The sequence below is a fragment of the Pseudomonas sp. MDV22-iso1 genome, assembly GCF_058145095.1.
In genome coordinates this window covers 40404-64125 of sequence record NZ_JBYVMF010000003.1, presented here as the reverse complement: position 1 = coordinate 64125, position 23722 = coordinate 40404, and the positions used below count along the sequence as shown (strand labels likewise).

20 protein-coding genes are annotated in these 23722 nt (G+C 62.1%); all 20 read left to right on the top strand.

The features are described from left to right. The first annotated feature begins 22 nt into the window (after positions 1–22). The gene (locus AC3ZVB_RS04825) at positions 23–1885 is read left to right on the top strand and encodes a long-chain-acyl-CoA synthetase (RefSeq protein WP_490145906.1); all 1863 of its coding nucleotides are present in this window, start codon (positions 23–25) and stop codon (positions 1883–1885) included. Next, the gene (locus AC3ZVB_RS04820; protein ID WP_490145905.1) at positions 1878–2966 is read left to right on the top strand and encodes an MBL fold metallo-hydrolase; all 1089 of its coding nucleotides are present in this window, start codon (positions 1878–1880) and stop codon (positions 2964–2966) included. Before AC3ZVB_RS04825 ends, AC3ZVB_RS04820 begins: the two co-directional genes overlap by 8 nt. Before the next feature lie 86 nt (positions 2967–3052). Further along, the gene (locus tag AC3ZVB_RS04815) at positions 3053–4729 is read left to right on the top strand and encodes a DUF1302 domain-containing protein (RefSeq protein ID WP_490145904.1); all 1677 of its coding nucleotides are present in this window, start codon (positions 3053–3055) and stop codon (positions 4727–4729) included. A 138-nt stretch (positions 4730–4867) separates the two neighbouring features. After that, the gene (locus AC3ZVB_RS04810) at positions 4868–6079 is read left to right on the top strand and encodes a thiolase family protein (RefSeq protein WP_490145903.1); all 1212 of its coding nucleotides are present in this window, start codon (positions 4868–4870) and stop codon (positions 6077–6079) included. A 5-nt stretch (positions 6080–6084) separates the two neighbouring features. After that, positions 6085–7032 carry a bifunctional OB-fold nucleic acid binding domain-containing protein/MaoC family dehydratase gene (locus AC3ZVB_RS04805; RefSeq protein WP_490145902.1) on the top strand — a complete coding sequence of 316 codons (948 nt, stop codon included), beginning with the start codon at positions 6085–6087 and terminating at the stop codon, positions 7030–7032. A gap of 628 nt (positions 7033–7660) precedes the next feature. Next, positions 7661–8566 (top strand): VOC family protein, encoded by a 906-nt coding sequence (locus tag AC3ZVB_RS04800; RefSeq protein WP_490145901.1) that lies wholly within the window; start codon positions 7661–7663, stop codon positions 8564–8566. Then, entirely contained in the window at positions 8563–9438 is an 876-nt protein-coding gene (locus tag AC3ZVB_RS04795; RefSeq protein WP_490145900.1) for a CoA transferase subunit A, read from the top strand. The genes AC3ZVB_RS04800 and AC3ZVB_RS04795 overlap by 4 nt, the downstream gene beginning before the upstream one ends. A gap of 11 nt (positions 9439–9449) precedes the next feature. Then, complete coding sequence (locus AC3ZVB_RS04790; RefSeq protein ID WP_490145899.1) at positions 9450–10247, top strand: CoA-transferase subunit beta; 798 nt, start codon at positions 9450–9452, stop codon at positions 10245–10247. A 16-nt stretch (positions 10248–10263) separates the two neighbouring features. Continuing rightward, positions 10264–11175 carry an enoyl-CoA hydratase gene (locus AC3ZVB_RS04785; RefSeq protein WP_490145898.1) on the top strand — a complete coding sequence of 304 codons (912 nt, stop codon included), beginning with the start codon at positions 10264–10266 and terminating at the stop codon, positions 11173–11175. After that, positions 11172–12272, top strand: a complete 1101-nt coding sequence (locus tag AC3ZVB_RS04780; RefSeq protein WP_490145897.1) for an NAD(P)H-dependent flavin oxidoreductase — start codon at positions 11172–11174, stop codon at positions 12270–12272. The genes AC3ZVB_RS04785 and AC3ZVB_RS04780 overlap by 4 nt, the downstream gene beginning before the upstream one ends. Before the next feature lie 48 nt (positions 12273–12320). After that, positions 12321–13073, top strand: a complete 753-nt coding sequence (locus AC3ZVB_RS04775) for an enoyl-CoA hydratase family protein (protein WP_490145896.1) — start codon at positions 12321–12323, stop codon at positions 13071–13073. A gap of 9 nt (positions 13074–13082) precedes the next feature. After that, positions 13083–14243, top strand: coding sequence for an acyl-CoA dehydrogenase family protein (locus AC3ZVB_RS04770; RefSeq protein WP_490145895.1), 1161 nt, complete (start codon positions 13083–13085; stop codon positions 14241–14243). Positions 14244–14252: 9 nt separating this feature from the next. Then, positions 14253–15311 carry an acyl-CoA dehydrogenase family protein gene (locus AC3ZVB_RS04765; protein ID WP_490145894.1) on the top strand — a complete coding sequence of 353 codons (1059 nt, stop codon included), beginning with the start codon at positions 14253–14255 and terminating at the stop codon, positions 15309–15311. 3 nt (positions 15312–15314) lie between these two features. After that, positions 15315–16466, top strand: a complete 1152-nt coding sequence (locus AC3ZVB_RS04760) for an acetyl-CoA C-acetyltransferase (protein WP_490145893.1) — start codon at positions 15315–15317, stop codon at positions 16464–16466. Positions 16467–16499: 33 nt separating this feature from the next. Next, positions 16500–17378: an SDR family oxidoreductase gene (locus AC3ZVB_RS04755; RefSeq protein ID WP_490145892.1), complete on the top strand. Its 879-nt coding sequence runs from the start codon at positions 16500–16502 to the stop codon at positions 17376–17378. Positions 17379–17647: 269 nt separating this feature from the next. Next, positions 17648–18433 carry an SDR family oxidoreductase gene (locus tag AC3ZVB_RS04750; protein ID WP_194690275.1) on the top strand — a complete coding sequence of 262 codons (786 nt, stop codon included), beginning with the start codon at positions 17648–17650 and terminating at the stop codon, positions 18431–18433. Positions 18434–18442: 9 nt separating this feature from the next. Further along, positions 18443–18913, top strand: coding sequence for a MaoC family dehydratase (locus tag AC3ZVB_RS04745; RefSeq protein WP_490145891.1), 471 nt, complete (start codon positions 18443–18445; stop codon positions 18911–18913). 8 nt (positions 18914–18921) lie between these two features. Next, on the top strand, positions 18922–20130 hold the full coding sequence (locus AC3ZVB_RS04740; protein ID WP_490145890.1) for an acetyl-CoA C-acyltransferase: 1209 nt from the start codon (positions 18922–18924) through the stop codon (positions 20128–20130). Between the two features lie 202 nt (positions 20131–20332). Next, the gene (locus AC3ZVB_RS04735) at positions 20333–21331 is read left to right on the top strand and encodes a WD40/YVTN/BNR-like repeat-containing protein (RefSeq protein WP_490145889.1); all 999 of its coding nucleotides are present in this window, start codon (positions 20333–20335) and stop codon (positions 21329–21331) included. Next, the gene (locus AC3ZVB_RS04730; protein ID WP_490145888.1) at positions 21318–23708 is read left to right on the top strand and encodes an efflux RND transporter permease subunit; all 2391 of its coding nucleotides are present in this window, start codon (positions 21318–21320) and stop codon (positions 23706–23708) included. The genes AC3ZVB_RS04735 and AC3ZVB_RS04730 overlap by 14 nt, the downstream gene beginning before the upstream one ends. Positions 23709–23722 lie beyond the last annotated feature (14 nt).

Sequence of the window (23722 nt, the reverse complement as noted above, 5' to 3'; positions counted from 1 at the left end):
ATCGGTTTTATCGGAGGTAGGGATGAACAATTTCAATAACGCCAGCCTGCTGTCCAGTGACGATCGCGGGGTCGTGCCGCGCGAGCAGACTCAGGCCATCCTTGATCGCCGGGCCGAAGCCAGCGCGCGGATCAAACCGGCGGACCGCTATACCCTGGCCGATCGCCTTGAAGAACAGGCCCGGCGCCACGGCGAGCGGCCTTTCATTATCTATGGCGAGCAGCGGCTGAGTTTTGCCGACATCAACGCCCAGGCCGACCGATTGGCCCACGTCTTTTATGCGCGCGGTTTGCGTCCTGGCGATGTCTGCGCGCTGGCCATGGAAAACCGCCCGGCGTTTTTCTGTTGCTGGTTCGGCCTGGTCAAACTGGGTGTGGTGGTGGGGTTCGTCAACACCCAGGTCAGCGGACAGCCGTTGGTGCATGCCCTGGAGGCGATTACCGCCAAGGCCGTGATCGTTGGTGAAGAAGTGCTGGGCAATTTTCTCTCCACTGAAGGCTTGCCGCCGTTGCCGTTGTGGCTGGTGGAGGATCCCGAGCAACCGTATACGAGCGCCACGCCTGCGCAGGTTGATACACGCTTGGGTGAAGCGCTGGCGGTGGCACCGGCCACGCCATTTCCACGAGACCTGCGCGCCGACCTCAGCGCCGAGACCCCGAGCCTGCTGATTTTTACCTCGGGCACCACGGGCCTGCCCAAAGCGGCGCGTTACAGCCACATGCGCTGGATGTCGACCGGCGACATCATGGAAATCACCCTGCAGACCACGCCGCAAGACGTGTTCTATTGCTGCCTGCCGCTGTACCACGGTGCCGCCGCCACGTCCGTGACCTCCACGGCGCTGAAAACCGGCGCGGCAATTGTGGTGCGACGTAAATTCAGTGTCCGCGAGTTCTGGAGCGACGTGCGCAAGCACCACATCAGCGTGTTCCAGTACATCGGGGAAATCTGTCGCTACCTGCTCAACCAGCCTGAAGTTCCCGGCGAGCGTGAGCACGGTCTGCGCTGCATGCTAGGCGCCGGCTTATCCCGTGAAACCTGGCAGAACTGGGTTCATCGCTTCGGGCCGATCCAGGTGTTCGAGGGCTGGGGTTCGACCGAGTCCAATACCAATGTAGTCAACGTCGACAACTACATCGGCGCCTGTGGGCGTATTCCGTTCTGGGAAAAGAGCAACCTGCGGCTGGTGCGCTACGACGTTGAAACCGACACCCATCCACGGGACGAAAACGGCTTCTACCAGTTGTGCGAGGAGGGAGAAGTCGGCGAAGCCCTGGGCTTCATCATCAGCCATCCCGAGATCGGCGGCGGACGCTTCGAGGGCTACACCTCGGCGGCGGCCACCGACAGCAAAATTCGCCGCAATGTGTTCGTCCAAGGGGATGCCTGGTGGAGCTCGGGTGACCTGCTGCGTTTCGACGAGGACGGCTACCTTTATTCCATCGACCGCATCGGCGACACCTTCCGCTGGAAGAGCGAAAACGTCTCCACGCTGGAAGTAGTGGCGGCGCTGGGAGACTTCGCCGGGCTCGAACTGATCAACATTTATGGTGTGCAGGTGCCTGGGCAAGAGGGGCGCGCCGGTATGGCGGCGGTCTTGATGCAGCCGGGCCACACCTTCGATCCCGAAGCGTTTTACGCGCTGACGCAGGCGCGTTTGCCACGCTATGCCGCGCCGGTTTTTGTGCGCGTATCAGCGGCTGCCGATCTGACCAGCACTTTCAAGTTGCGCAAGGTGGACCTGCAGCGCCAGGGCTATTCGCCGACGGCGTTCAGCGATCCCATGTTCGTCCGCGACGAAAGCAGTGGCAGCTACGTGCCGTACAGCCCGGAAGTTCTCGAGCGGGTTGGCCTGGCCGCCTTCGCGGGTGACGCCAGTGAGTAACCTCGACGCCCACGGGCACGAATGGCGCGCGGGCCTGCGCTTTCCCTGGCCCCAGCCGCCGGAAAACGGCGCGGTTCAGCAGGTCGCCGAGGGACTGCTGTGGCTGCGCATGCCGCTGCCGTTCGGCCTCGACCATATCAACCTGTACCTGTTGCGCCATGGCGATGGCTGGGTGGCGGTCGATACCGGGCTGAACAACGATCAGACCCGTGAAGTCTGGGAAGCGCTATTCGACACCGCGCTGGGTGGCTTACCCCTGGTCGCGGTGATTTGCACGCACTTTCACTCGGATCATGTCGGGGTACTCGGCTGGTTGAGCGAACGCTTCCAGTGCCCGGTGTTCATGAGTGCCAGCGAATACCAGGCCATGCATCAGTTGGGCAACCAGAGCGATGACGGCAGCCGCTGGGCCTTTCACGAGCACTATCGGCGTGCGGGTTTCACCACCGAGCAGACCGAGGCGTTGTTTCCGCTGTTGGGATCAGCCCATTTTCGCCCACAGGTGCCGACCAGCTTTCGGCGCCTGAGCGAAGGCAGTCAGTTGACCATAGGCGGGCGCAGTTGGGAGGTGCGCATTGGTCGCGGCCATTCACCGGAACATGCCTGCCTGTACTGCGCTGAAGACAACCTGCTGATCTCCGGCGATCAGGTGCTGCCACGCATCACGTCCAGTGTCTGCGTCCAGGTGACCGAGCCCGATGCCGATCCATTGCGCGACTGGCTGGAATCGGTCGAAAGCCTGCGCTCTGTGCCCGATAGCGTGCTGGTGCTGCCGGCGCATGAGCGTCCGTTTTTCAATCTGCATCTGCGCCTGGACCAGCTCCGCGACCATCACCAGGTGCACTTGCAGCGCATGCTCGACGCCTGCGCGGAACCGCGTACGGCCATGCAGTTGATGGCGGTGCTGTTTCCGACGGTCAAAGGGCGCTTCGACGAATTGATGGCCATTGGCGAAACCCTGGCCCACGTCAATTACCTCATCGCGCAAGGCCAGTTGGTGCGTGAAGAAACAGCGGGCGTGTTCCGTTACGGACGCACGCCTGAAGGGGTCACCGCTCAGTCCGTGCTAGGGCAGCTCTGAGCGGGCCACAGGTAGTAACGAAGAAGTGAAGCAGTGACGTTCCAGCACTTTGCGCGGCCAACAGGTCGTTAATCGGGAGAGGCAGTGTGACTAATAAAAACAACAAAAATGGTGCGGGCCCAGGTGTATCGGGCTTCGAAGTATCGGGTCTGGTGGCGGCGATCGCACTGGTGTCCACGCCCGCATGGTCAGGTGAAACCATCGAGTTCGATAACGGGGCGACGATCGACTGGACCGTGACCACCAGCTATGGGCTGGGGGTGCGTTTGTCCGACCCGGATAACGCGCTGTTGACGCGCAACGCCGATGACGGCGACCGCAACTTCGACAAGGGCAGCCTGGTCACCAACCGCGTGGGTGCCCTGGCCGAGATGATCGTGCGCAAGGACACCTACGGCGCGGTGCTGCGTGCCAGTACGTTCTACGATGATGTTTACCACCGCTCCAATGACAACGATTCACCGTCCACGGTCAACAAGACCGGAGATCACAATGAGTTCACCAGCGACACCAAATACTACAGCGGTGGCCGCAGCAAATTCCTTGACGCCTACGTGTTCAACGGCTGGCGCTTCGACAATGATTCGATGCTCGACGTCAAGGCCGGGCGCCACATCGAGTCGTGGGGTGAAAGCCTTTTCTACCCAGGTGTCAGTGGCGTGCAGAACCCGTCCGATGCGGTCAAGGCAGCGCAACCAGGGGTCGAGGTCAAGGAAGTGCTGTTGCCGGTCGGGCAGGTTTCGGCTTCCTACCGGTTGAACCCGCAGCTGACCTTTGGCGCGTATGTGCAATACGAATGGATGGGCACTGAACTGCCGCCAGTCGGCAGCTACCTGTCGACCAGTGATGTGGTCGGGCCAGGACGTGAATTCATCCTCAACGCCAACGGCACGCGGATCAACTACAAAGGCACTGATGAACCCCGCGACAGCGGACAGTGGGGGGTTCAAGTACGTTTTCGTCCGGTGCCGGCCCTTGAGTTGTCGCTGTTCCACGTCAATTATCATGACAAGAATCCGGCCACCGCACTGGTCGGTTATCAGGCCGTCCCCGCAGGTCCTGGCGCGTTTTTCGGGACGCCGGATGGCTATCGCATTACCTACTTTGAAGACATCAAACTGACCGGGATCAGCGCATCGACCAAGATCGGCGAAACCCAGATCGGCGGCGAATGGTCCTATCGCGACGGTGCCCCGGTGATGGTCAATACCGGCCTGGGGGCGACGCCGACCCGTGGCAAGGGCCAGCAGATGCAACTGTCGGCTATCCGTATCCTCGGTGACCGGCCATGGGCGAGCCAGACCTCGCTGACAGCCGAAATCGTGCATGTCCGCGTCGACAGCGTGGATGAAGCCTCGGCGGCGCCGAACCTGCAAGCGCTGGGCAACAGCCTGATTCCGTCCATGCGGCCGTTGGTGCAACCGTCCGATGACTACACCTACAAGAACGCCTCGGGCTGGCGCAGCAAGACGTCCAGCGCCTACACCGTGGGCGCCTCCTTCAGCTACCCGGGCGTGTTCAGAGGCTGGGACCTGGAAGTACCGGTCAACTTCTCCAACGTGTTCAGCGGCGCCACGCCGATGGCCGGGACCATCTCCGGGTTGCAGGGCGATCGCCGGCTGAGCCTGGGCACTACCTTCAAGTACCTGGGCAACCTGGAAGTCGCCCTGCGGGTCACCAGTTACCTGGGGGACGCGGACCCGGTCAAGCGCATGCTGGCCGACCGTGACTACGGCACGTTCTCGGTGAAATACAGCTTCTGATGACTGTGCTGGCGCCAGGGTTGAGTCAACCCTGGCGTCGCAGGCGCCTAGTCAAAATGGACGATCACTTGCCGCCGCAGTTGTGGCATGGTCGCAAGACAAAAAACCTGAAGCACACAGCCTTCGAATGGGGGATACATGGGTCTCAAAGGTCATGCGGCGATTGTCGGCGCCGCTCAATACAAACCGGAAAAGTACGCCACTGCACCGAGAATGTTCCACCTCGAACAGGTGGCCGACCTGGCGGCGCAAGCGCTGCGGGATGCGGGCTTGCGTGCCGAAGACCTAGACGGTCTGGTAATCAACGGCCCGCATTTCCATGAAGCTTCGGTGTTCGTGCCGGCCATGGCCGCCGAGTACCTGGGCTTGAACCTGAATTTTGCCGAAGTGGTCGACCTGGGTGGTTGCACCTCGGTGGGCATGGTCTGGCGCGCGGCTGCGGCGATCGAGCTGGGCTTGTGCCAGGCCGTGCTGTGCGTGCTACCGGCGCGTCTGGCGCCGATGGGGCCTGATGAAGATCCTGGCGCGATGGCCCGTGCCATGCGCTACGGCGGCCACAGCACCGCGTTCGGCGCCCCGGAGGCAGAGTTTGATTTGCCTTACGGGCACATGGGCCAGAACACCGGCTACGCGATGATCGCCCAGCGCTATGCCGCGCAGTACGGTTACGACCCGGTGGCCATGGCCAAGATTGCGGTGGACCAGCGCACCAACGCCTTGGCCAACCCGCAAGCCATGTTCTACGGTCAGCCCCTGACCATCGAACAGGTGCTGGCGAGCAAGCGCGTTGCCGATCCGTTGCACATTCTCGAAATCGTCATGCCCGTGGCCGGCGGTGCTGCCATGATCATTGCCTCCAAAGAGGTCGCGGCCCGTGCGCGCAAACGGCCGGCATTCATCACTGGCTTCGGCGAGCACCTGGCGTTCAAGTCGCCCTCGTACGCAAAAGACATGCTCAACACCCCGATTGGTCCAGCCTCGCGTCGTGCCTTCGACATGGCCGGCCTCAAACCTGCGGATGTCGATGCGGCGCAAATCTACGACTGCTACACCATCACCGCGTTGTTGACCCTGGAAGATGCCGGCTTTTGTACCAAGGGCGAAGGCATGCATTTCGTTCGCGAGCATGACCTGACCTGGCGCGGCGATTTCCCGATGAACACCCACGGTGGCCAGCTCAGCTTCGGCCAGGCCGGCGCCGCCGGGGGGATGTCACAGGTGATCGAAGCCGTGACTCAGATCAGTGGTGAAGCGGGTGAGCGCCAACTCAAGCGATGCGACGCCGTCTACGTCTCCGGGACCGGTGGCGTGATGAGTGAGCAGGCCGCGTTGATTCTTCAGGGAGCATGACCAGCATGTCGAACAACAAACCAATGCCGGTGCCGACCGAAATATCTGCCCCGTTCTGGGAAGGACTCAAAGCGCAGCGGCTGTTGATCCAGCAGTGCAACGCTTGCGACCACTGGGTGTTCTACCCGCGCCGGCACTGCCCGATTTGCCTGGCCCACGACCTGGCCTGGCGCGAGGTCAGCGGCGGCGCGAGCCTGTACAGCTTTACCATCGCCCGCGTCGCCACGTTGCCGGACTTCGCCGATGAAATGCCGCAGAAACTGGCGGTTATCGAGCTGGATGAAGGGGTGCGCATCAACACCACGCTGGTGGGGCTTGAGGAGGATCAGATTCGCATCGGCATGCGTCTCAAACCGGTGTTTGCCGAGGTCGACGCAAAGGGAACCCGCTTGCTGCGCTTTACCGGACTGGAGCAGGACAGCGACGCGTTGCAGCGCTGGACCGGGGCGCCTCAAACACAAGCAGTGGAGCCATCTGAGGTTGCGCCTGCGCGCCTGATTGCCATGGATGATGAGGCGGCGCTGCAGAGCCTGGTCAGCGAAACGTTCAGCGACTGGAGCAACGAAATTGTTATCGATCAGGCCTTGATCGATGCCTTTGCTTTGTTGTCGGGCGATGACTACTGGATTCACACCGACCCTGAGCGTGCGCGCAAGGACAGCCCGTTCGGCGGCACCATCGCCCATGGTGCGCTGGTGCAAATCCTGCAGTCGCGGCTCAAGCTGAAGCTGGGTTATGAGATCACCGGCTACGGCACCATGGTCAACTATGGCTCGGATCGCTTGCGTTTCCCGGCGCCGGTACCCGCCGGGTCGCGGATACATGCACGTGCCAGGGTCAAGCAGGTGGCGCAGGTGAAGCGTGGTACGCAGCTTACGCTGGAAGTGAACACGCATGTGGTGGGCAGTGATCGTCCTTCGGTCATTAATGACCTGGTGATCCTGTACATGTGATTTCGCCATCTCGAAAGGTGGTGAAGGAGTTGCGTGTGCAGGAGCTGTGTAGGAGCTGTCGAGTGAAACGAGGCTGCGATCTTTTGATCTTGTCTTGTGTGCATATCCATTCTTTCGGTAACGGCTTCCATAGGTTCCGCTCTGACAGCGGGTCACTTGGAAAAGCGCCAAGTAACCAAGCGCTTCCTGCCCCACCACTTGGCACCTCGCCTGGGCTCGGTGTACCCGAACGCAGGTATTGCCCCGCGTCTAAACCGGCATCCTTGCCGGTTTACCCGCTGCGCAATACCTGCCATAGCCCCAAATTCCAAAGCCAACACACGATCACTGTGGGAGCTGGCTTGCCAGCGATGGCGGTGTGTCAGTCACCGTAACTTTGGATGTGCCGGCCTCATCGCGAGCAGGCTCACTCCCACAGTGAACCGCAGTGACTACAAAATCTGTGTTCGACCAAAAATCCCCTGTGGGAGTGGGGTTGCTCACGATTGGGCCGGCATATTCAACAAGGATCTCACCCGATATCCCTTTCCCCGATAGATCAGATGCTTAGTCTCAACGGACGATGATGCAGTTGCCCCTCCTCAGCACAATGAAGACCAATAAAGGTCCAGTCATTGAGGAGCAGGGCATGATGGATATTCGGGGGCTGAGTTACTTCGTCGCTCAAATCGAAAATCTCAGTCAGTGGCAACGTTATGCCGAAGACGTGTTGGGCATGATGGTGCTGCCCGCGCCCGGTGGCGGATTGCACGTGAAGATGGATGAACGACCGTTTCGCATGCTGATCGTCGAAGGGGCGGGGGCGGGTTACCTGGCGTCTGGCTGGGAGCTGGCCAGCGAACGGGCTTTCAACGCCGCGTTGAAAACGCTGGATCAGAACGCGGTGCGCTGGGAGCCGGGCACGGCTGTCGAGATCGAGCAGCGTGGCGTGCAGGCTCTGGTCAGTGTTCTTGATCCGTCCGGCAATCGTCACGAGCTGAGCTGGGGCCATCGTTCTGACTGCCTGCCCTTTGTCTCGCCACAAGGCGTGCCGCGTTTTATCACCGGTGACATGGGCCTGGGGCACACCGTGCTGCCAGCGCCGAACTTCGACGCCACCCTGGCATTCGCCAAGGAGGTGCTGGGGTTCGAACTGTCGGACATCTTCAATTTCCGCCCCGATCCGTCAGCCCCGCCGATTCGTATCCATTTCCTGCATTGCCGCAACAGTCGCCATCACTCGCTGGCGCTGGCGGAGTTCGCGGTGCCTTCGGGTTGCGTGCACGTGATGGTGGAAGTGGACTCGATGACCGAAGTGGGGCGCGCCCATGACCGGCGCCTGGCCCATCAGGTGCCGCTCTCGGCCACCCTCGGCCAGCACCTCAATGACCTGATGACCTCGTTTTACATGAAGACCCCGTCCGGTTTCGACCTCGAGTACGGCTACGGCGGCCTGCAAGTGGACTGGGCTGAGCACTCGGCCTTCGAATTCACCCGCGTGAGCCTGTGGGGGCATGACTTTTCCGTCGGCCAGCAACAAGGAGATGAGCAATGAACAAGCAAATGACGGCCGCTGATGCGGTAGCGCAACTGCGCGATGGCATGACCATCGGCTTCGGTGGTTGGGGCCCGCGGCGCAAACCGATGGCGGTGGTCCGCGAGATTCTGCGATCCGATGTGAAGGACCTGACAGTGGTCGCTTACGGTGGACCGGAAGTCGGCATGCTCTGCGCGGCCGGCAAGGTCAAGAAGCTGGTGTTCGGCTTTGCCACCCTCGACGCCATCCCGCTGGAACCCTACTACCGCAAAGCGCGCGAAGCCGGTGGGCTGGAGTTGATGGAGGTCGATGAGGGCATGTTCCAGTGGGGGCTGCGTGCAGCGGCCATGCGCTTGCCGTTTTTGCCGACCCGCTGTGGCCTGGCCACCGATGTCACGCGCCTGAACCCCGAACTCAAGACCATTCAATCGCCCTATGCCGACGGCGAGGTGCTGCTGGCAATGCCGGCGCTGAACCTGGACGTGGCCTTTGTTCACGTCAACGTAGCCGACCGCTTGGGCAACACCTTGGTCACCGGCCCGGACCCGTACTTCGATCATCTGTTCGCACGCGCTGCCCAGCAGTGTTTCGTGTCTTGCGAACAGCTGCACGAGCGCCTGGAACTGAGCGCCGAGCAGGCCCGTTGCAACACCTTCGAACGCTACCTGGTCAGCGGGGTGATTCACGCACCGTTTGGCGCCCATCCGACTGCCTGCCAGCCCGAATATGGCTGGGACCTGAGTCATCTCAAACGCTATGCCGCCAGTGCCGCTGAAGAGGGCGGCTGGCAAGCCTATGTCGAGGAGTATGTGGCGGCGGGCGAGCGGGCCTATCTGGATAAAAACGGCGGTGCCGAACGCATGGGCTCCCTGGCCCTGCCGGTGTTCTGAGGAGGATGAAAATGTCGACTACCTGTGAATTTACCCTCGCCGAATTGATGATCGTCGCGGCCAGCGAAGCCTGGCGCGACAACGGCGAATTGATCGCTTCGGGGTTGGGCGTGATCCCGCGTCTGGGCGCGAGTCTGGCCAAGCTCAGCCACAGTCCGCAATTGCTGATGACCGACAGCGAGGCCTACCTGGTCGAAGAGCCGATCCCGTTGGGGCCACGGGGCGATTTCGTGCCCAAGTACTCCGGTTCGCTGAACTTCGAGCGGGTGTTCGAGTGCGTCTGGGGTGGCCGTCGCCACGCCATGATCGGCCCGACCCAGATCGACCGCTGGGGCCAGAGCAACCTGTCTTGCGTGGGCGATTACCACAAGCCCAAAGCCGCCATGCTCGGTGTGCGCGGCTTGCCCGGCAACAGCATCAACCACATCAACTCGTTCTTTGTGCCCAACCATAACGCCCGCGTGTTTGTCAGCGGTGAAGTGGACATGGTCTCCGGCGTTGGCTTCAAGGCCGAGCGCTGGCCAGAAGGGGTGCGGCGCGACCTGATGGATATCCGCTTGATCATCACCAACTTATGCGTGATGGATTTCGACGGCCCGGACCGTGCTGTCCAGGTGCGCAGCCTGCACCCTGGCGTGACCTTTGAAGAGGTGCAGGAAAGCACCGGCTTCCCGTTGCTCAAGTCGCCATCGCTCAAGGAAACCGTGCACCCGACGCCCGAGCAACTGGCACTGATCCGTCGACTCGATCCCCATGATTACCGCAGTGCGGCGATCAAGGGCAATCCAGCCGGCATTCGCGCGGCCTAAGGCGAGGGACATGAGCATGAACAGCCCTGACAGTGAATTCGTCCAGCGTGAAGACCATTCAGTCTACGAAACGCAGGAACCGGTGTTGTACGCCGTGGCGGACGGTATCGCCACACTGACCATGAACCGGCCAGGCTTCAACAATGCGCAGAACTCGCAGATGACCTATGCACTGGACGCTGCGTTTCGCCAGGCGGTCAACGATGACGCGGTCAAAGTCATTATGCTGCGCGGGGCAGGCAAGCACTTTTCCGCCGGCCACGACATCGGCACGCCGGGGCGGGACATCAACAAACCGTTCGAGCGCGCGCACCTGTGGTGGGACCACACCAACAAGCCCGGTGGCGAGCAACTCTATGCCCGCGAGCAGGAGGTTTACCTGGGCATGTGTCGGCGTTGGCGTGAACTGCCCAAGCCTACCATTGCCATGGTCCAGGGTGCCTGTGTCGCCGGAGGGTTGATGCTGGCCTGGGTCTGCGACCTGATCGTGGCGAGCGACGATGCGTTTTTCCAGGACCCGGTGGTGCGCATGGGCATTCCGGGGGTGGAGTATTTTGCCCATCCCTATGAGCTCAATCCGCGTATCGCCAAGGAGTTCCTGTTCACTGGCGATCGCATGAGCGCCGAGCGCGCTTACCAGATGGGCATGGTCAATCGGGTCATGTCTCGCGAGGCGCTTGAAGAGGGCACTTATGCGCTGGCGGCCAACATTGCGCGACAACCGCGCATGGGTCTGGCCCTGACCAAGCAGGCGATCAACCACGTTGAAGACCTGCAGGGCAAGCGCACCGCCATGGACGCCGCCTTCGCCTGGCACCACTTCGCCCACGCGCACAACGAGTTGCTGTCGGGTGACAAGCTCGGCGGTTTCGATGCCAAGGCCATGGCTCAGGCCAATAAGGCCGCCGCCAGTGGAGAGCAGGCATGAGCCGCTGGATGTCCACGCCGCTGACTGAAGCCCTGGGGTGCCGCTACCCGATTGTGCAGACCGCCATGGGCTGGGTCGCTGACGCCAACCTGGTGATCGCGACGACCCGGGCGGGTGGTTTCGGTTTTCTCGCCGGGGCGACGATTGCCGCCGATGCGCTGGAGCGCGAAATCAACAAGGTGATTGCCGCCACCGGTGGCAGCAATTTTGGCCTGAACTTCCACATGTTCCAGGAAAACGCCGCGCAGTGCGTTGACCTTGCGATCCGCTATCGCTTGCGCGCGGTCAGCTATGGCCGTGGTCCGGACAAACAGACCATTGCCCGTTTCAAGGCAGCCGGCGTGTTGTGCATCCCGACGGTTGGGGCGCTCAAGCATGCCCTCAAGGCCGTGGAACTGGGCGCTGACATGATCACCATCCAGGGCGGTGAGGGCGGTGGTCATACCGGTGGTGTGCCCAGTTCGATCCTCCTGCCCCAGGTGCTCGATGCGGTGTCGGTTCCGGTGATTGCTGCCGGGGGTTATTCCACCGGTCGTGGTCTCGCTGGAGCACTGGCGGCCGGCGCCGTGGGCATCGCCATGGGTACGCGGTTCCTGATGACCCGTGACTCACCGACGCCTTCGGCGACCCTGGTGCATTACCTCAAGGTCAGCGACCCGCAGTTGGTGCGGGTGACCACGGCGGTCGATGGCATGCGCCACCGCATGATCGAGAACCCGTTCATCAATCGTCTGGAGCAGGCCGGCCCCATTGGGCGCCTGCGCATCGCCTTGCGCAGTGCCTGGAAGTGGAAACAGCAGACCGGCATGAGTCTGGGCCATCTGTTCGGCGTGCTGCGCCAGGCCTTCAAGGAAGACCCCGGCGCGGTGTCGCAAACCGTCATGGCCGCCAACCAGCCGGTGCTGCTGCAGCGCTCGATGATCGATGGCGTGCCGGACGAGGGCATCTTGCCCAGCGGTCAGGTGGCCGCCGCCATTGGTGAACTGAAAAGTTGCCAGCAAGTGATCGAAGAAATAGCCGAGCAGGCCGAGCGCTGCCTGGATGCCCTGGTGGCTCGCCATTGCGAGCACACGCCTGCACGGGCGCAGGAAAACTGAAGCCCACCTTGAATTGAACAGGCCCGCTGAGCACTGGAGAAGACACGCATGAGTCAAGCATTTACGACACAGATCGACGCGGGCATTGCCGAGTTGGTCATTGCCAAACCGCCGGTCAACGCCCTGGCCAGCCAGGAATGGATGGACCTGGCCGAACAGATCGAAGCGCTGGGCGCCGACCCGGATGTCCGGGTGATTGTGATTCGAGCCGAGGGGCGCGGTTTCTGCGCCGGTGTCGACATCAAGGAACTGGACGCCCACCCCGACAAAATCGTGGCAGTCAACGCCGGTAACTATGCGGCGTTCAAGGCCGTGCACCGCACCCCGGTGCCGGTGATTGTCGCCGTGCATGGCTTTGTCCTCGGCGGTGGAATCGGCATTACCGGCGCAGCCGACATTGTCGTGGCCTCTGAGTGCGCCACCTTCGCCTTGCCTGAAGTGGATCGCGGGGCCATGGGCGGCGGTGCGCATCTGCAGCGTTTGTTCCCGGTGCAAAAGGTCCGTTATCTGTTCTTCACCGGCGACAAGATCGGCGCCGCCGAAGCTGCGCAGTACGGCTTTATCGAACGTGTGGTGCCCAAGGAACAACTGCGCGAAACCGCCCTTGAAATCGCCGCCAAAATTGCGGCCAAGAGTCCGGCGATGATCCGGCTGGCCAAGGAAGCCCTCAACGGTATCGAAGACGGCAACCTGGAAGACAAGTACCGCTGGGAGCAGGGCTTCACCCTGCAGGCCTACACCAGTCCGGATTCTGCTGAAACCCGCCGCGCCTTCGTCGAAAAACGCGACGCGAAGTTCTGAGAGGCTGCCATGGAACTAGCTTATACCCCGAAGCAAAAGGCCTTCCGTCAGGAGGTCCGCGAGTGGCTGGCGGCCAATCAGCCGACGACGCCCCTGGCCAACTACGACACCCGTGAAGGGTTCGAGCAGCATCGCGCCTGGGAGGCGAAGTTGTTCGAACAACGCCTGTCGATGGTCATGTGGCCCAAGGAATATGGCGGCCGTGGTTGCGACCTGATCGAGTGGCTGATTTTCGAAGAGGAGTACTACGGTGCCGATGCGCCGATGCGCATCAACCAGAACGGCCAGTTGCTGCTCGGACCGACCCTGATGGAATTCGGCACCACGGCACAGAAGCAGCGCTTTTTGCCGCGCATGGCGTCCAGTGTCGACATGTGGGCCCAGGGCTGGTCAGAACCGAATGCCGGCTCAGACATGGCCGCGATCACCAGCAAGGCTATTCGCGATGGCGATCACTATGTGCTCAACGGCCAGAAAACCTGGTCCAGCCGCGCCTTGTTTGCCGACTGGCTGTTCGGCCTGTTTCGCAGCGACCCGACCTCGACCCGGCACAACGGTTTGTCGTTCTTAATGGTGCCGCTCGATACACCTGGAGTGACCATTCGACCGATCCGGGCACTCAACGGCAAGAATACCTTCGCTGAAGTGTTCTTCGACGATGTGCGCGTACCGGTCGAGAACTGCATCGGCGCCGAAGGCCAGGGTTGGCATGTGGCAATGGCCACCGCCGGTTTTGAGCGGGGTTTGCTGTTGCGCTCGCCCGCACGTTTCCAGGCCACGGCGCGCAAGTTGGTGGAGCTTTACAAGGCCCACCGCGAGAGCGCCGATCGCGACCCGAGCATTCGCGAGGCGGTCGTCGATGCCTGGCTCGGCGCCGAAGGTTATGCGCTGTCGTCCTATCACACCGTCGGACGCATGAGTCGTGGTGCGCAGATCGGCGCCGAGTCGAGCATCAACAAAATCATCTGGTCGGAACTCGACCTGAAGATGCATGACACCGCCATGCGCATCCTCGGCGCGCACGGCGAGTTGTTGAACAGCGCGCCGCAAGCGCCGGGCGGTGCCTGGCTTGACGGTTTCCTGTTCGCGCAAGCCGGGCCGATCTACGCCGGCACCAACGAAATCCAGCGCAACATCATCGCCGAGCGAATGCTCGGTCTGCCGAAATAGGAGCCGGCCATGGACTTTACCTTTACCGATGATCAGCTCACGTTTCGTGAGGCCATCAGTCGTTTCCTGATGACCGAGGCTGCCCCCGAGATGCTGCGCGAAATCTGGGAAACCGACGTCGGGCGCTCGGCGGAATTGCGCGGCAAGATCGCCGAGCAAGGCCTGACAGCGTTGTCGGTGCCCGAGCAGTTCGGCGGCTTGGGCATGGACGATGTGGCTTGGTCGTTGATGACCCAGGAACTGGGTTACTACGCCATCCCCGACTCGCTGGCCGATACCGCCTATGTGGTGACCGGCCTGCTCAATGGCCTTCCGGCTGACAACCCGGTGAAGGCCAGTCTGTTGCCGCGCATCGCCGATGGCAGCGTGCGCGTGGCCATCGGGCATCCGATCAACCCGCTGGTGGCCGACGCGGCCCTGGCCGAGTGGCTGATCCTGGCCCACGGCGATGAAGTGCATGCGGTGCCGCGGGCGCAGGTCGATGTGCAGGCTAATGCCAGTATCGATGCGTCCCGCCGCCTTGGTCGGGTGACCTGGCAGCCTGGCCGCGACACCTTGTTGATCGACGGCGAGCAGGGGCGTGCGGTGTGGGCCGACACCTTGAATCGAGGCGCCTTGTCGGTGGCCGGTCAACTGTTGGGACTGGCTCAACGCATCCTCGATCTGTCGGTGGACTACGTGGCTCAGCGTAAACAATTCGGCAAGCCGATCGGCAGTTTCCAGGCGGTCAAGCACCACCTTGCGGATGTCGCCAGCAAGATCGAGTTCGCCAAGCCCGTGCTCTATCGCGCGGCCCACGCACTGGCCAGGGGCGAGCGCAATGTCGACGTCTATGTCTCGCAAGCCCGGCTGGCCTGCTGCGACGCCAGTTGGCTGGCGGCGCGGCATGGCATTCAGGTGCATGGCGCCATGGGTTACACCTGGGAAGTCGATCTGCAGATGTTCATGAAACGTGCCTGGTCCCTGGACCCGTCCTGGGGCGACCGCGCCACCCACAAATCCCGCGTCGCTGCCTATGTGTTCAGCGACGAAGCCCGGCTTGGGCCGGGTGCCACTTTCGAGGACTGAGCCATGCCCCAAGCTTATATAGTCGATGCCCTGCGCAGTCCCACGGGCAAGCGCAAGGGCGGTCTGGCCCATGTGCATGCCATCGATCTGGGCGCCCATGTGTTGAAAGCGCTGGTCGAACGCAATGGCATTCCCGCCGAAGACTATGACGACGTCATTTTCGGGTGTGTCGACGCCATCGGATCGCAAGCAGGCGACATTGCCCGCACCAGTTGGCTAGCCGCCGGCCTGCCGTTGAATGTGCCGGGCACCACCGTTGACCGTCAGTGCGGCTCGTCCCAGCAGGCGCTGCACTTTGCAGCCCAGGCGGTCATGAGTGGCATGCAGGATGTGGTGGCGGTCGGCGGTGTGCAGACCATGACCCGGATACCGATTTCATCGGCGATGCTCGCGGGTCAGCCCCTGGGTTTCAGCGACCCGTTTTCCGGCAGCAAAGGCTGGCAGGCGCGTTTCGGCAATCAGCCGGTGAATCAGTTCTACGCCGCACAGCGCATCGCCGATCACTGGAAAATCAGCCGCGCGGACATGGAAGTGTTCGCGCTGGAAAGCCATCGACGTGCTCTCGCGGCCGCTGATGCCGGTTACTTCGCCAGCGAGATCGTGGCCTGCGAAGGCCTGGATTTTGATGAGACGCCGCGCATCAGCAGCCTGGAAAAAATGGCCAGCCTGGAGCCGGTGAGCGCGGAATTTCCGTCGATCACCGCGGCCGTATCGAGCCAGACTTGTGACGCCTCGGCGGCGTTGCTGGTGGTTTCGGAAGCGGCGCTCAAACGCTACAACCTGACACCCCGGGCGCGCATTCATCATTTGTCGGTGCTCGGTGATGATCCGATCTGGCACCTCACGGCACCGATTGCGGCGACCCGTGCGGCGCTGAATAAGGCCGGCATGCGCATGGCTGACATCGACCTGGTGGAAATCAACGAAGCCTTCGCCTCAGTGGTTATGGCCTGGGCCAAGGAGCTCGATTACGACCCGGCCAGTACCAACGTCAATGGCGGCGCCATTGCTCTTGGGCATCCACTGGGGGCCACCGGTGCGCGATTGATGACCACCCTGCTGCACTCGCTGGAGCGCACGGGCGGGCGTTATGGGCTGCAAACCATGTGCGAAGGCGGCGGCCAGGCCAACGTCAGCATTATCGAACGGCTCTGAAGCCGCCCACACTCTAGAACAGGACAACACCCTATGGGAATCAGTGCAGGTCGTAATGTGATAATCACCGGTGCCGGTGGCGGGTTGGGCCGCGCTTATGCACTGGCGTTCGCTGCCGAAGGCGCTAACGTGGTGGTCAATGATATCCGGCGTGAGGCGGCCGAGGCCGTGGTCGACGAGATCTGCTCGAGCGGTGGCCAGGCGATCGCCAACGATGGCGATATCACCACCCTGAGCAGCGCTCAAGGCATCGTCGATGCAGCGCTCGCGGCGTTCGGTGAAGTCCATGTACTGGTCAACAACGCCGGGGTCCTGCGTGACCGGATGTTCATCAGCCTCTCGGAGGAGGACTGGGACATGGTGATGCGCGTCCACCTCAAGGGGCATTTCTGCCTGGCCAATATTCTCGGTCGGCGCTGGCGTGATTTGGCCAAGGCCGGGACACCGGTGGCGGCGCGCATTATCAATACCAGCTCCGGGGCCGGCCTGCAGGGCTCGATCGGGCAATCCAACTACGCGGCGGCCAAAGGGGGCATCGCTTCCTTGACCTTGGTGCAGGCGGCGGAGCTGGCACGCTATGGCGTCACGGCCAACGCGTTGGCTCCGGCGGCGCGCACGGCGATGACCGAAAGCGCCATGCCGGACATGGTCAAGAAACCTGAAGACGACAGCTTCGATGGCTGGGCAGCGGAGAACGTTGCGCCTTTGGTGGTGTGGCTGGGCAGCGAAGCGTCCGGGCATGTCAGCGGCCACTTGTTCGAAAGCCAGGGCGGACGGATTTCCCTTGGCGACGGTTGGCGCACGGGCGTCACCCGCGACAAGGGTGCGCGCTGGCTAGTAGCGGAAGTGGGCGAGGCGGTCGACGGGATACTCGCCGAAGCGCCCAAGGCGCAGAAGGTCTGGGGTACTTGAGGCTGGCTTAACTAAAATCCAGAACTGAGGCAAGTCCCTGTGGCGAGGGAGCTTGCTCCCGCTGGCCTGCGAAGCAGGCCCTTTTAAATACCTGCAAACCAAGGGCCTGCTGCGCAGGCCAGCGGGAGCAAGCTCCCTCGCCACGGGTATGTTGCCATTGCCATTGCCATTCCCGCTGCCTTTACTGACCCCGTCCGTTTTGACGATGTGCCCGATCCCTGCGGGCTTTATACCTGTCGACAACCTGTTTTCTGTCAGAGGTATACGTCGTGAAACAAGCCCCTCCTTATGTTCCTGGCCACCAATTACTGGCTGGCAAATCCGTTCTCATCACTGCCGCCGCAGGCGCCGGCATCGGTTTCGCCGCGGCCAGGCGCTGTGCCGAAGAGGGCTGTCGCGCCCTGATGATTTCCGATGTTCATCCCCGTCGCCTCGAGCAGGCAGTTGAGCAGCTCAAGGCCGAGACCGGTTTGCAGGCGGTGTATGGTCAGTTGTGCAACGTCACCGTCGAAGCCGAAGTGCAGGCGCTGGTCGCAGCGGCGGAGCAGGCCCTCGGCGGCGTCGATGTGCTGATCAACAACGCCGGCCTCGGTGGCTCGAAGCGGGTGACCGAAATGAGCGACGAAGAGTGGCTGCGGGTCATCGATGTGACGCTCACCGGCACCTTCCGCATGACCCGCGCCATGTTGCCGCACATGGAGCGTCGAGGGAGCGGTGCCATCGTCAACAACGCTTCGGTGCTTGGTTGGCGTGCGCAGAAAGAGCAGGCGCACTACGCCGCCGCCAAGGCCGGCGTCATGGCATTGACCCGTTGCAGTGCACTGGAAGCCGCCGAACACGGCGTGCGCATCAACGCGGTATCGCCCTCGATTGCCTTGCACGAATTTCTCAAGAAAGCCTCCAGTGAAGAGCTGCTGGCAAAGCTTGCCGACCGTGAAGCCTTCGGCCGCGCCGCAGAGGTATGGGAAGTCGCCAACGTCATGATCTTCCTGGCCAGCGACTACGCCTCCTACATGGTCGGCGAAGTCCTGTCGGTCAGTTCACAACAGGCTTGAGGATCACCCATGACCACACGATTCAGCAGTGCCGAGCAAATGCTCAAGGCCCAGGGCCTGGACCTGGGCGTCACCGACTGGCTGCAACTGACCCAGGAGCGGATCAATTTGTTCGCCGAAGCGACCGGCGACCAGCAGTGGATACACGTTGATCCCGAGCGCGCTGCCAGCGGCCCGTTCGGGGCATGCATCGCCCACGGCTACCTGACCCTGGCGCTGGCCAACCTGTTCATGCCGCAACTGATGACCATCGACAACATGGCCATGGGGGTGAACTACGGCACCGACCGCGTGCGCTTTCCCGCGGCGGTGAAAGTCGGTTCTCGGGTACGAGGCCGAGGCCAGGTCATCAGCACCGAATTGATCGGCAGTGCTGTGCAGCTGGTGGTGCGCATCAGCGTTGAAATCGAAGGCGCCGACCGCCCTGGCTGCGTGGTCGATACCATCAGTCGTTACACCTTCAATCCCCTTACCGAGTGAGCCTGTTCATGGACAAGAATGACGTTGTGATCGTTGCGACCGCGCGGACCGCGCTGACCAAATCCTTTCGAGGGTCGTTCAACGACACCGAAGCTCCGGTGCTCGGCGGCCATGTAGTGCGGGCCGTGGCGGAGCGCGCCGGTATCGAACCGGGGTCGGTGGACGATGTGATCATGGGGGCAGCGGTGCAGCAGGGCACCCAGGGCTACAACATCGGCAGGCTCTGTGCTTACACCGGCGGCCTGCCGGACAGTGTGCCGGGCATGGCCCTGGACCGGATGTGTGCGTCCGGTCTGATCAGCATCGGCATGGCCGCGAAAAACATTCTGGCCGGCGAAATGAACATCGCCATCGCCGGCGGCGTCGAGTCGCTGTCGCTGACCCAGAACAAACACAAGAACACCTACCGCAATCAGTCGGAGGCGGTGCTTGCCTGCATGCCGAGTGCCTACATCCCGATGATCGAAACCGCCGAGATTGTCGCGCGACGCTACGGCATCAGCCGTGCTGCACAGGACGACTATTCGCTGCAAAGTCAGCAACGCACGGCAGCCGCCCAGCGTGATGGGTTGTTCGACGCGGAGATCGTGCCGTTGCAAGCGCGTAAACAACTTTTCGACAAGGAAGGTCAGCCAAATGGCCATGAACAGGTGCTCGCCGATCGTGACGAGTGCAACCGCCCCTCGACCCGGCTTGAAGACCTGGCTGCCCTGAAACCGGTGTGGAAGAACGGTCAGTGGGTCGAGCAAGGTGAATTCATTACGGCCGGCAACGCCTCGCAGTTTTCCGACGGCGCCTCGGCCAGCTTGCTGATGAATCGTGGGCAGGCGGCCGAGCTGGGCCTGCAGCCGCTGGGCATCTATCGCGGCATCGCGGTGGCCGGCTGCGCGCCGGAAGAGATGGGGATCGGGCCAGTGGTCGCGGTACCCAAACTGCTCAAGCGCTTTGGCCTGAAAGTGGCCGACATCGGCTTGTGGGAAATCAACGAGGCGTTTGCCTGCCAGGTGTTGCATTGCCGCGACGCCCTGGGCATTCCCCCAGAGCGCCTGAACGTGAATGGCGGGGCCATTTCAATCGGTCACCCGTTCGGCATGTCCGGTGCACGCATGGTCGGTCACGCCCTGCTTGAAGGGCGCCGTCGCGGCGTGCGCTACGTGGTCGTGGCCATGTGCATTGGCGGTGGCATGGGCGCGGCGGGCCTGTTCGAACTCCCTTAATCACCGATTTCGTCGTTCGGCACCCGGGTAGGCCATTTGGACGATGCCCCGGGGGCCGGGCAGACGGACTATCTACACACCTCAGTCAAGAGCGGTTGCAAGCGCTGCGCCTCGGTGGTTCAGCGATTCGATCCGACAAGAATAAGAAGGTGGGCCGTATGTCTATTGTCGAGCGCCTGGATGTTGCTGCAAGGAGTCGTCCATGCGCCAGTTGATCGCTTATGGGGTGTGCATTGCAGTCGCCGCCATCGTCGCGCTGGCGTTTACCCCGCGCGGGGTCATGAACGCTGCCGATACCGCGTTGAACACCGATCGCATGCAAATCAACGGCCTGCTCAACCTGGGCAAGCGCCAGGTGGCGGTGGGCGAGCGCGGGACCATCCTGATCAGCGATGACCGCGGGCAAACCTGGCAACAGGCGAACGTAGAGCCACAACGCCAGATCTCCCTGACCGCCCTCACGGCATTGAATACCGAACAGTTGATTGCCGTTGGCCAGGACGGTTTGATCCTGCGTTCCAGTGACGGCGCCAGCAGCTGGCAGGAAGTTCACTACGAACCCGATGCCGGTGAGCCCTTGTTGGGTGTGTGGGCAGCCAGTGCTGAACAGGTCTTTGTATTCGGCAGCTACGGCAAGTTTTACCAGTCCGACGACGCCGGTCAGCGCTGGCGCGATGTGGTGCTGGAGGTTGATCGCTCGCACCTCAATGCAATGGCCGGCGGCAGTGATGGCCGGCGCATGCTGGTCGGCGAGCAGGGCCTGGTCATGCGCAGCGCCGACAACGGCCAGCACTGGCAACAGTTGCCGACGTTCTACAACGGCTCCTTGTTTGGCGTGATCCGCCTGACGGCCCAGCGTTGGGTGACCTATGGCATGCGTGGCCATGTTTTCGTCACGGATAACTTCGGTGAGCAGTGGCAGGCCATCGACGTGGGCAACACGCAACCCCTCTACGGTCATGTGCTGCTACCGGACAACGCCGGGGTGCTGATTGTCGGCGCTGGTAGTTCGATGGTGCGTCTGGATGGCCAGGGACGTTTGCTCGGCACCAGCCGGCAACCCGGCCTTGGGACATTGACGTCAGCCATTGTGGTTGGCGGCGATCAGGTGCTCGTGGCGGGTGAACGGGGTGTGTATCAAGGGAGCGGCAACAGCGTTGCCGCCCTGGGCAAAGGAGAGCAGCGTCATGAAACACGGTAAATCCTGGGTTGATCGAATGGTCGAGCGCTGTGCCGACCTGTTGCTGGCGCAACGCAAACTGCTGCTCTCGGTGTTCGTCCTGGTGACCTTGGGCCTCGGCTACAGCGCCACGCACACTCAGCTGGACCCTGGCTTCAACAAGCAGATTCCGGTGCGGCATGAGTACATGCTCAACTTCCTGGGTTTCAGTCAGTACTTCACCGGCGCCAACCGTTTTCTGGTCAGCGTGAAATGGAAGGGCGAGGGTGATATCTACAACCCGCAATTCCTCGACACGCTGCGCAAGGTCACGGACGACGTGTTCTTCATCAACGGGGTCAGCCGCGCCAGCGTCACCTCGTTGTTCACCGCCAACGTGCGCTACATCGAAATCACTGAAGAAGGCTTTTTCGGCGACGTCGTGGTACCGCCACGCTTTACCGGAACGGCCGAGGACCTGGCCCAGGTACGCAGCAACGCGGCCCGCTCCGGACAGGTCGGACGGCTGGTGGCCAACGACTTGAAATCGGCCATGGTGCGTGCCGACCTTCAGGACGTCGATCCGCAGACGGGCAAGGCCGTGAGTTACGTTGATGTCTCCAAACGCCTCGAAGACATCCGCGCCAAATACAGCAGCGATCAAGTCGAAATCAACATCGTCGGCTTCGCCAAACTGGTGGGCGATGTGGTTGAAGGTTTGATGACTGTGATCGGCTTTTTCGTCGTCGCCTTCCTCATTACAGGGCTGTTGCTGTGGCTTTATTCACGATCGTTACGCCTGACCGTGGTGGCGTTGCTGGTAGCGTTGCTGCCGGTGGTCTGGCTGTTGGGTCTGCTGCCGCTGATGGGCCTGGGTATTGATCCGATGTCGATTCTGGTGCCGTTCCTGATCTTCTCCATCGGTGTCTCCCACGCGGTGCAGATGACCAATGCCTGGAAACAGGAAGTACTCGCCGGCAAGGATTCGGTTCAGGCCGCGCGCCTGGCGTTCTGCAACATCTTCATTCCCGGTTCCCTGGCGCTGCTGATGAACGCCCTGGGTTTTGCCGTGATCATGCTGATCGACATCCCGATTGTTCATGAACTGGGCGTGACGGCGTGCATTGGTGTGATGTTGATGATCATCACCAACAAGATGATGCTGCCGATCATCATTTCCCATTTGCGCCTGGAGCGCAGCGTGCTGGCCAAAGGACGCGTCCAGCAGCAGGGCAAGCACCCGCTGTGGTGGCGGCTGTCGGCACTGGCAGAACCGCGTCCGGCGCTGGCGGTGCTGGTAGTCAGCCTGATGCTGCTCAGCGTGGCGGTGCTCAAGGCGCGACAACTGGAGGTCGGTGACATTGGTGCTGGTGCGCCGGAGTTGCGTGCAGAGTCGCGCTACAACCAGGACAACGCGAAGATCGTTGGCAGCTATTCAATCGGCCTCGATGTGCTGGCGGTGTTCGTTCAGGCCCAGGGCCTGGAAGAGGCCTGTCTGTCCCCGTCGGTGATGCGTGCGGTCGAAGCCTTTGATTTCAAGATGCGCAGCGTCACGGGTGTGCAGTCGGTGCAGAGCGTGGCCGGCTTCGGCAAGACGGTGATTGCCGGCAATAACGAAGGCAACCCACGCTGGGCGGCCATTCCGGGATCGTCCCGGGGACTGAGTCAGGGCGCCCGAGCCTACATGCCCGATGACGGCCTGGTGACCGACGGCTGCCAGCAAATGCAGATTCTGGTGTTCCTCTCCGATCATGACGGCGCCACGGTGTCGCATGTGGTCAAGGAGGCCAAGCGGATCATTGACGAGGTCCAGGTTCCGGAAATCAAGTTCCTGCTGGGCGGCGGCAACGTCGGGGTGATGGCGGCCTCCAACGACGCGGTCAAGCGCGCCGAGGTCCTGATGCTGGTGGCGTTGTTTGGTTCGGTGCTGCTGTTCTGCTGGCTGACGTTTGGCTCATTGCGCGCGGTGCTGTGCATCCTGGTGCCGCTGGCGATTGTTGCAGTGTTGTGCAATGCGTTGATGGCCATGCTCGGCATCGGCCTGAAGGTGGCGACATTGCCGGTGATGGCGCTCGGCGTCGGGGTCGGGGTGGACTATGGCATTTACCTGTATGAGCGTATCCAGCACGAAATGGTCGACGGCGCCGACCTGCGCACCGCGTTCTATCGAGCGATGTGCCAGCGCGGAACGGCAGCGGTTTTCACTGCCCTGACCATGTCGATCGGGGTCTGCACCTGGGCCTTCGCACCCCTGAAGTTTCAGGCCGACATGGGGGTGTTGCTATCGTTTATGTTTCTGGTCAATGTACTCGGGGCGATTTTCCTGCTACCGGCTTTGGCTGCCTGGTTCAACCAGGGCAAACCACTGGTGGCGGCCGGAACAGGCCGCACATCGCATGCGCAAATGATCAAATCATAACAATAAAAACGGGC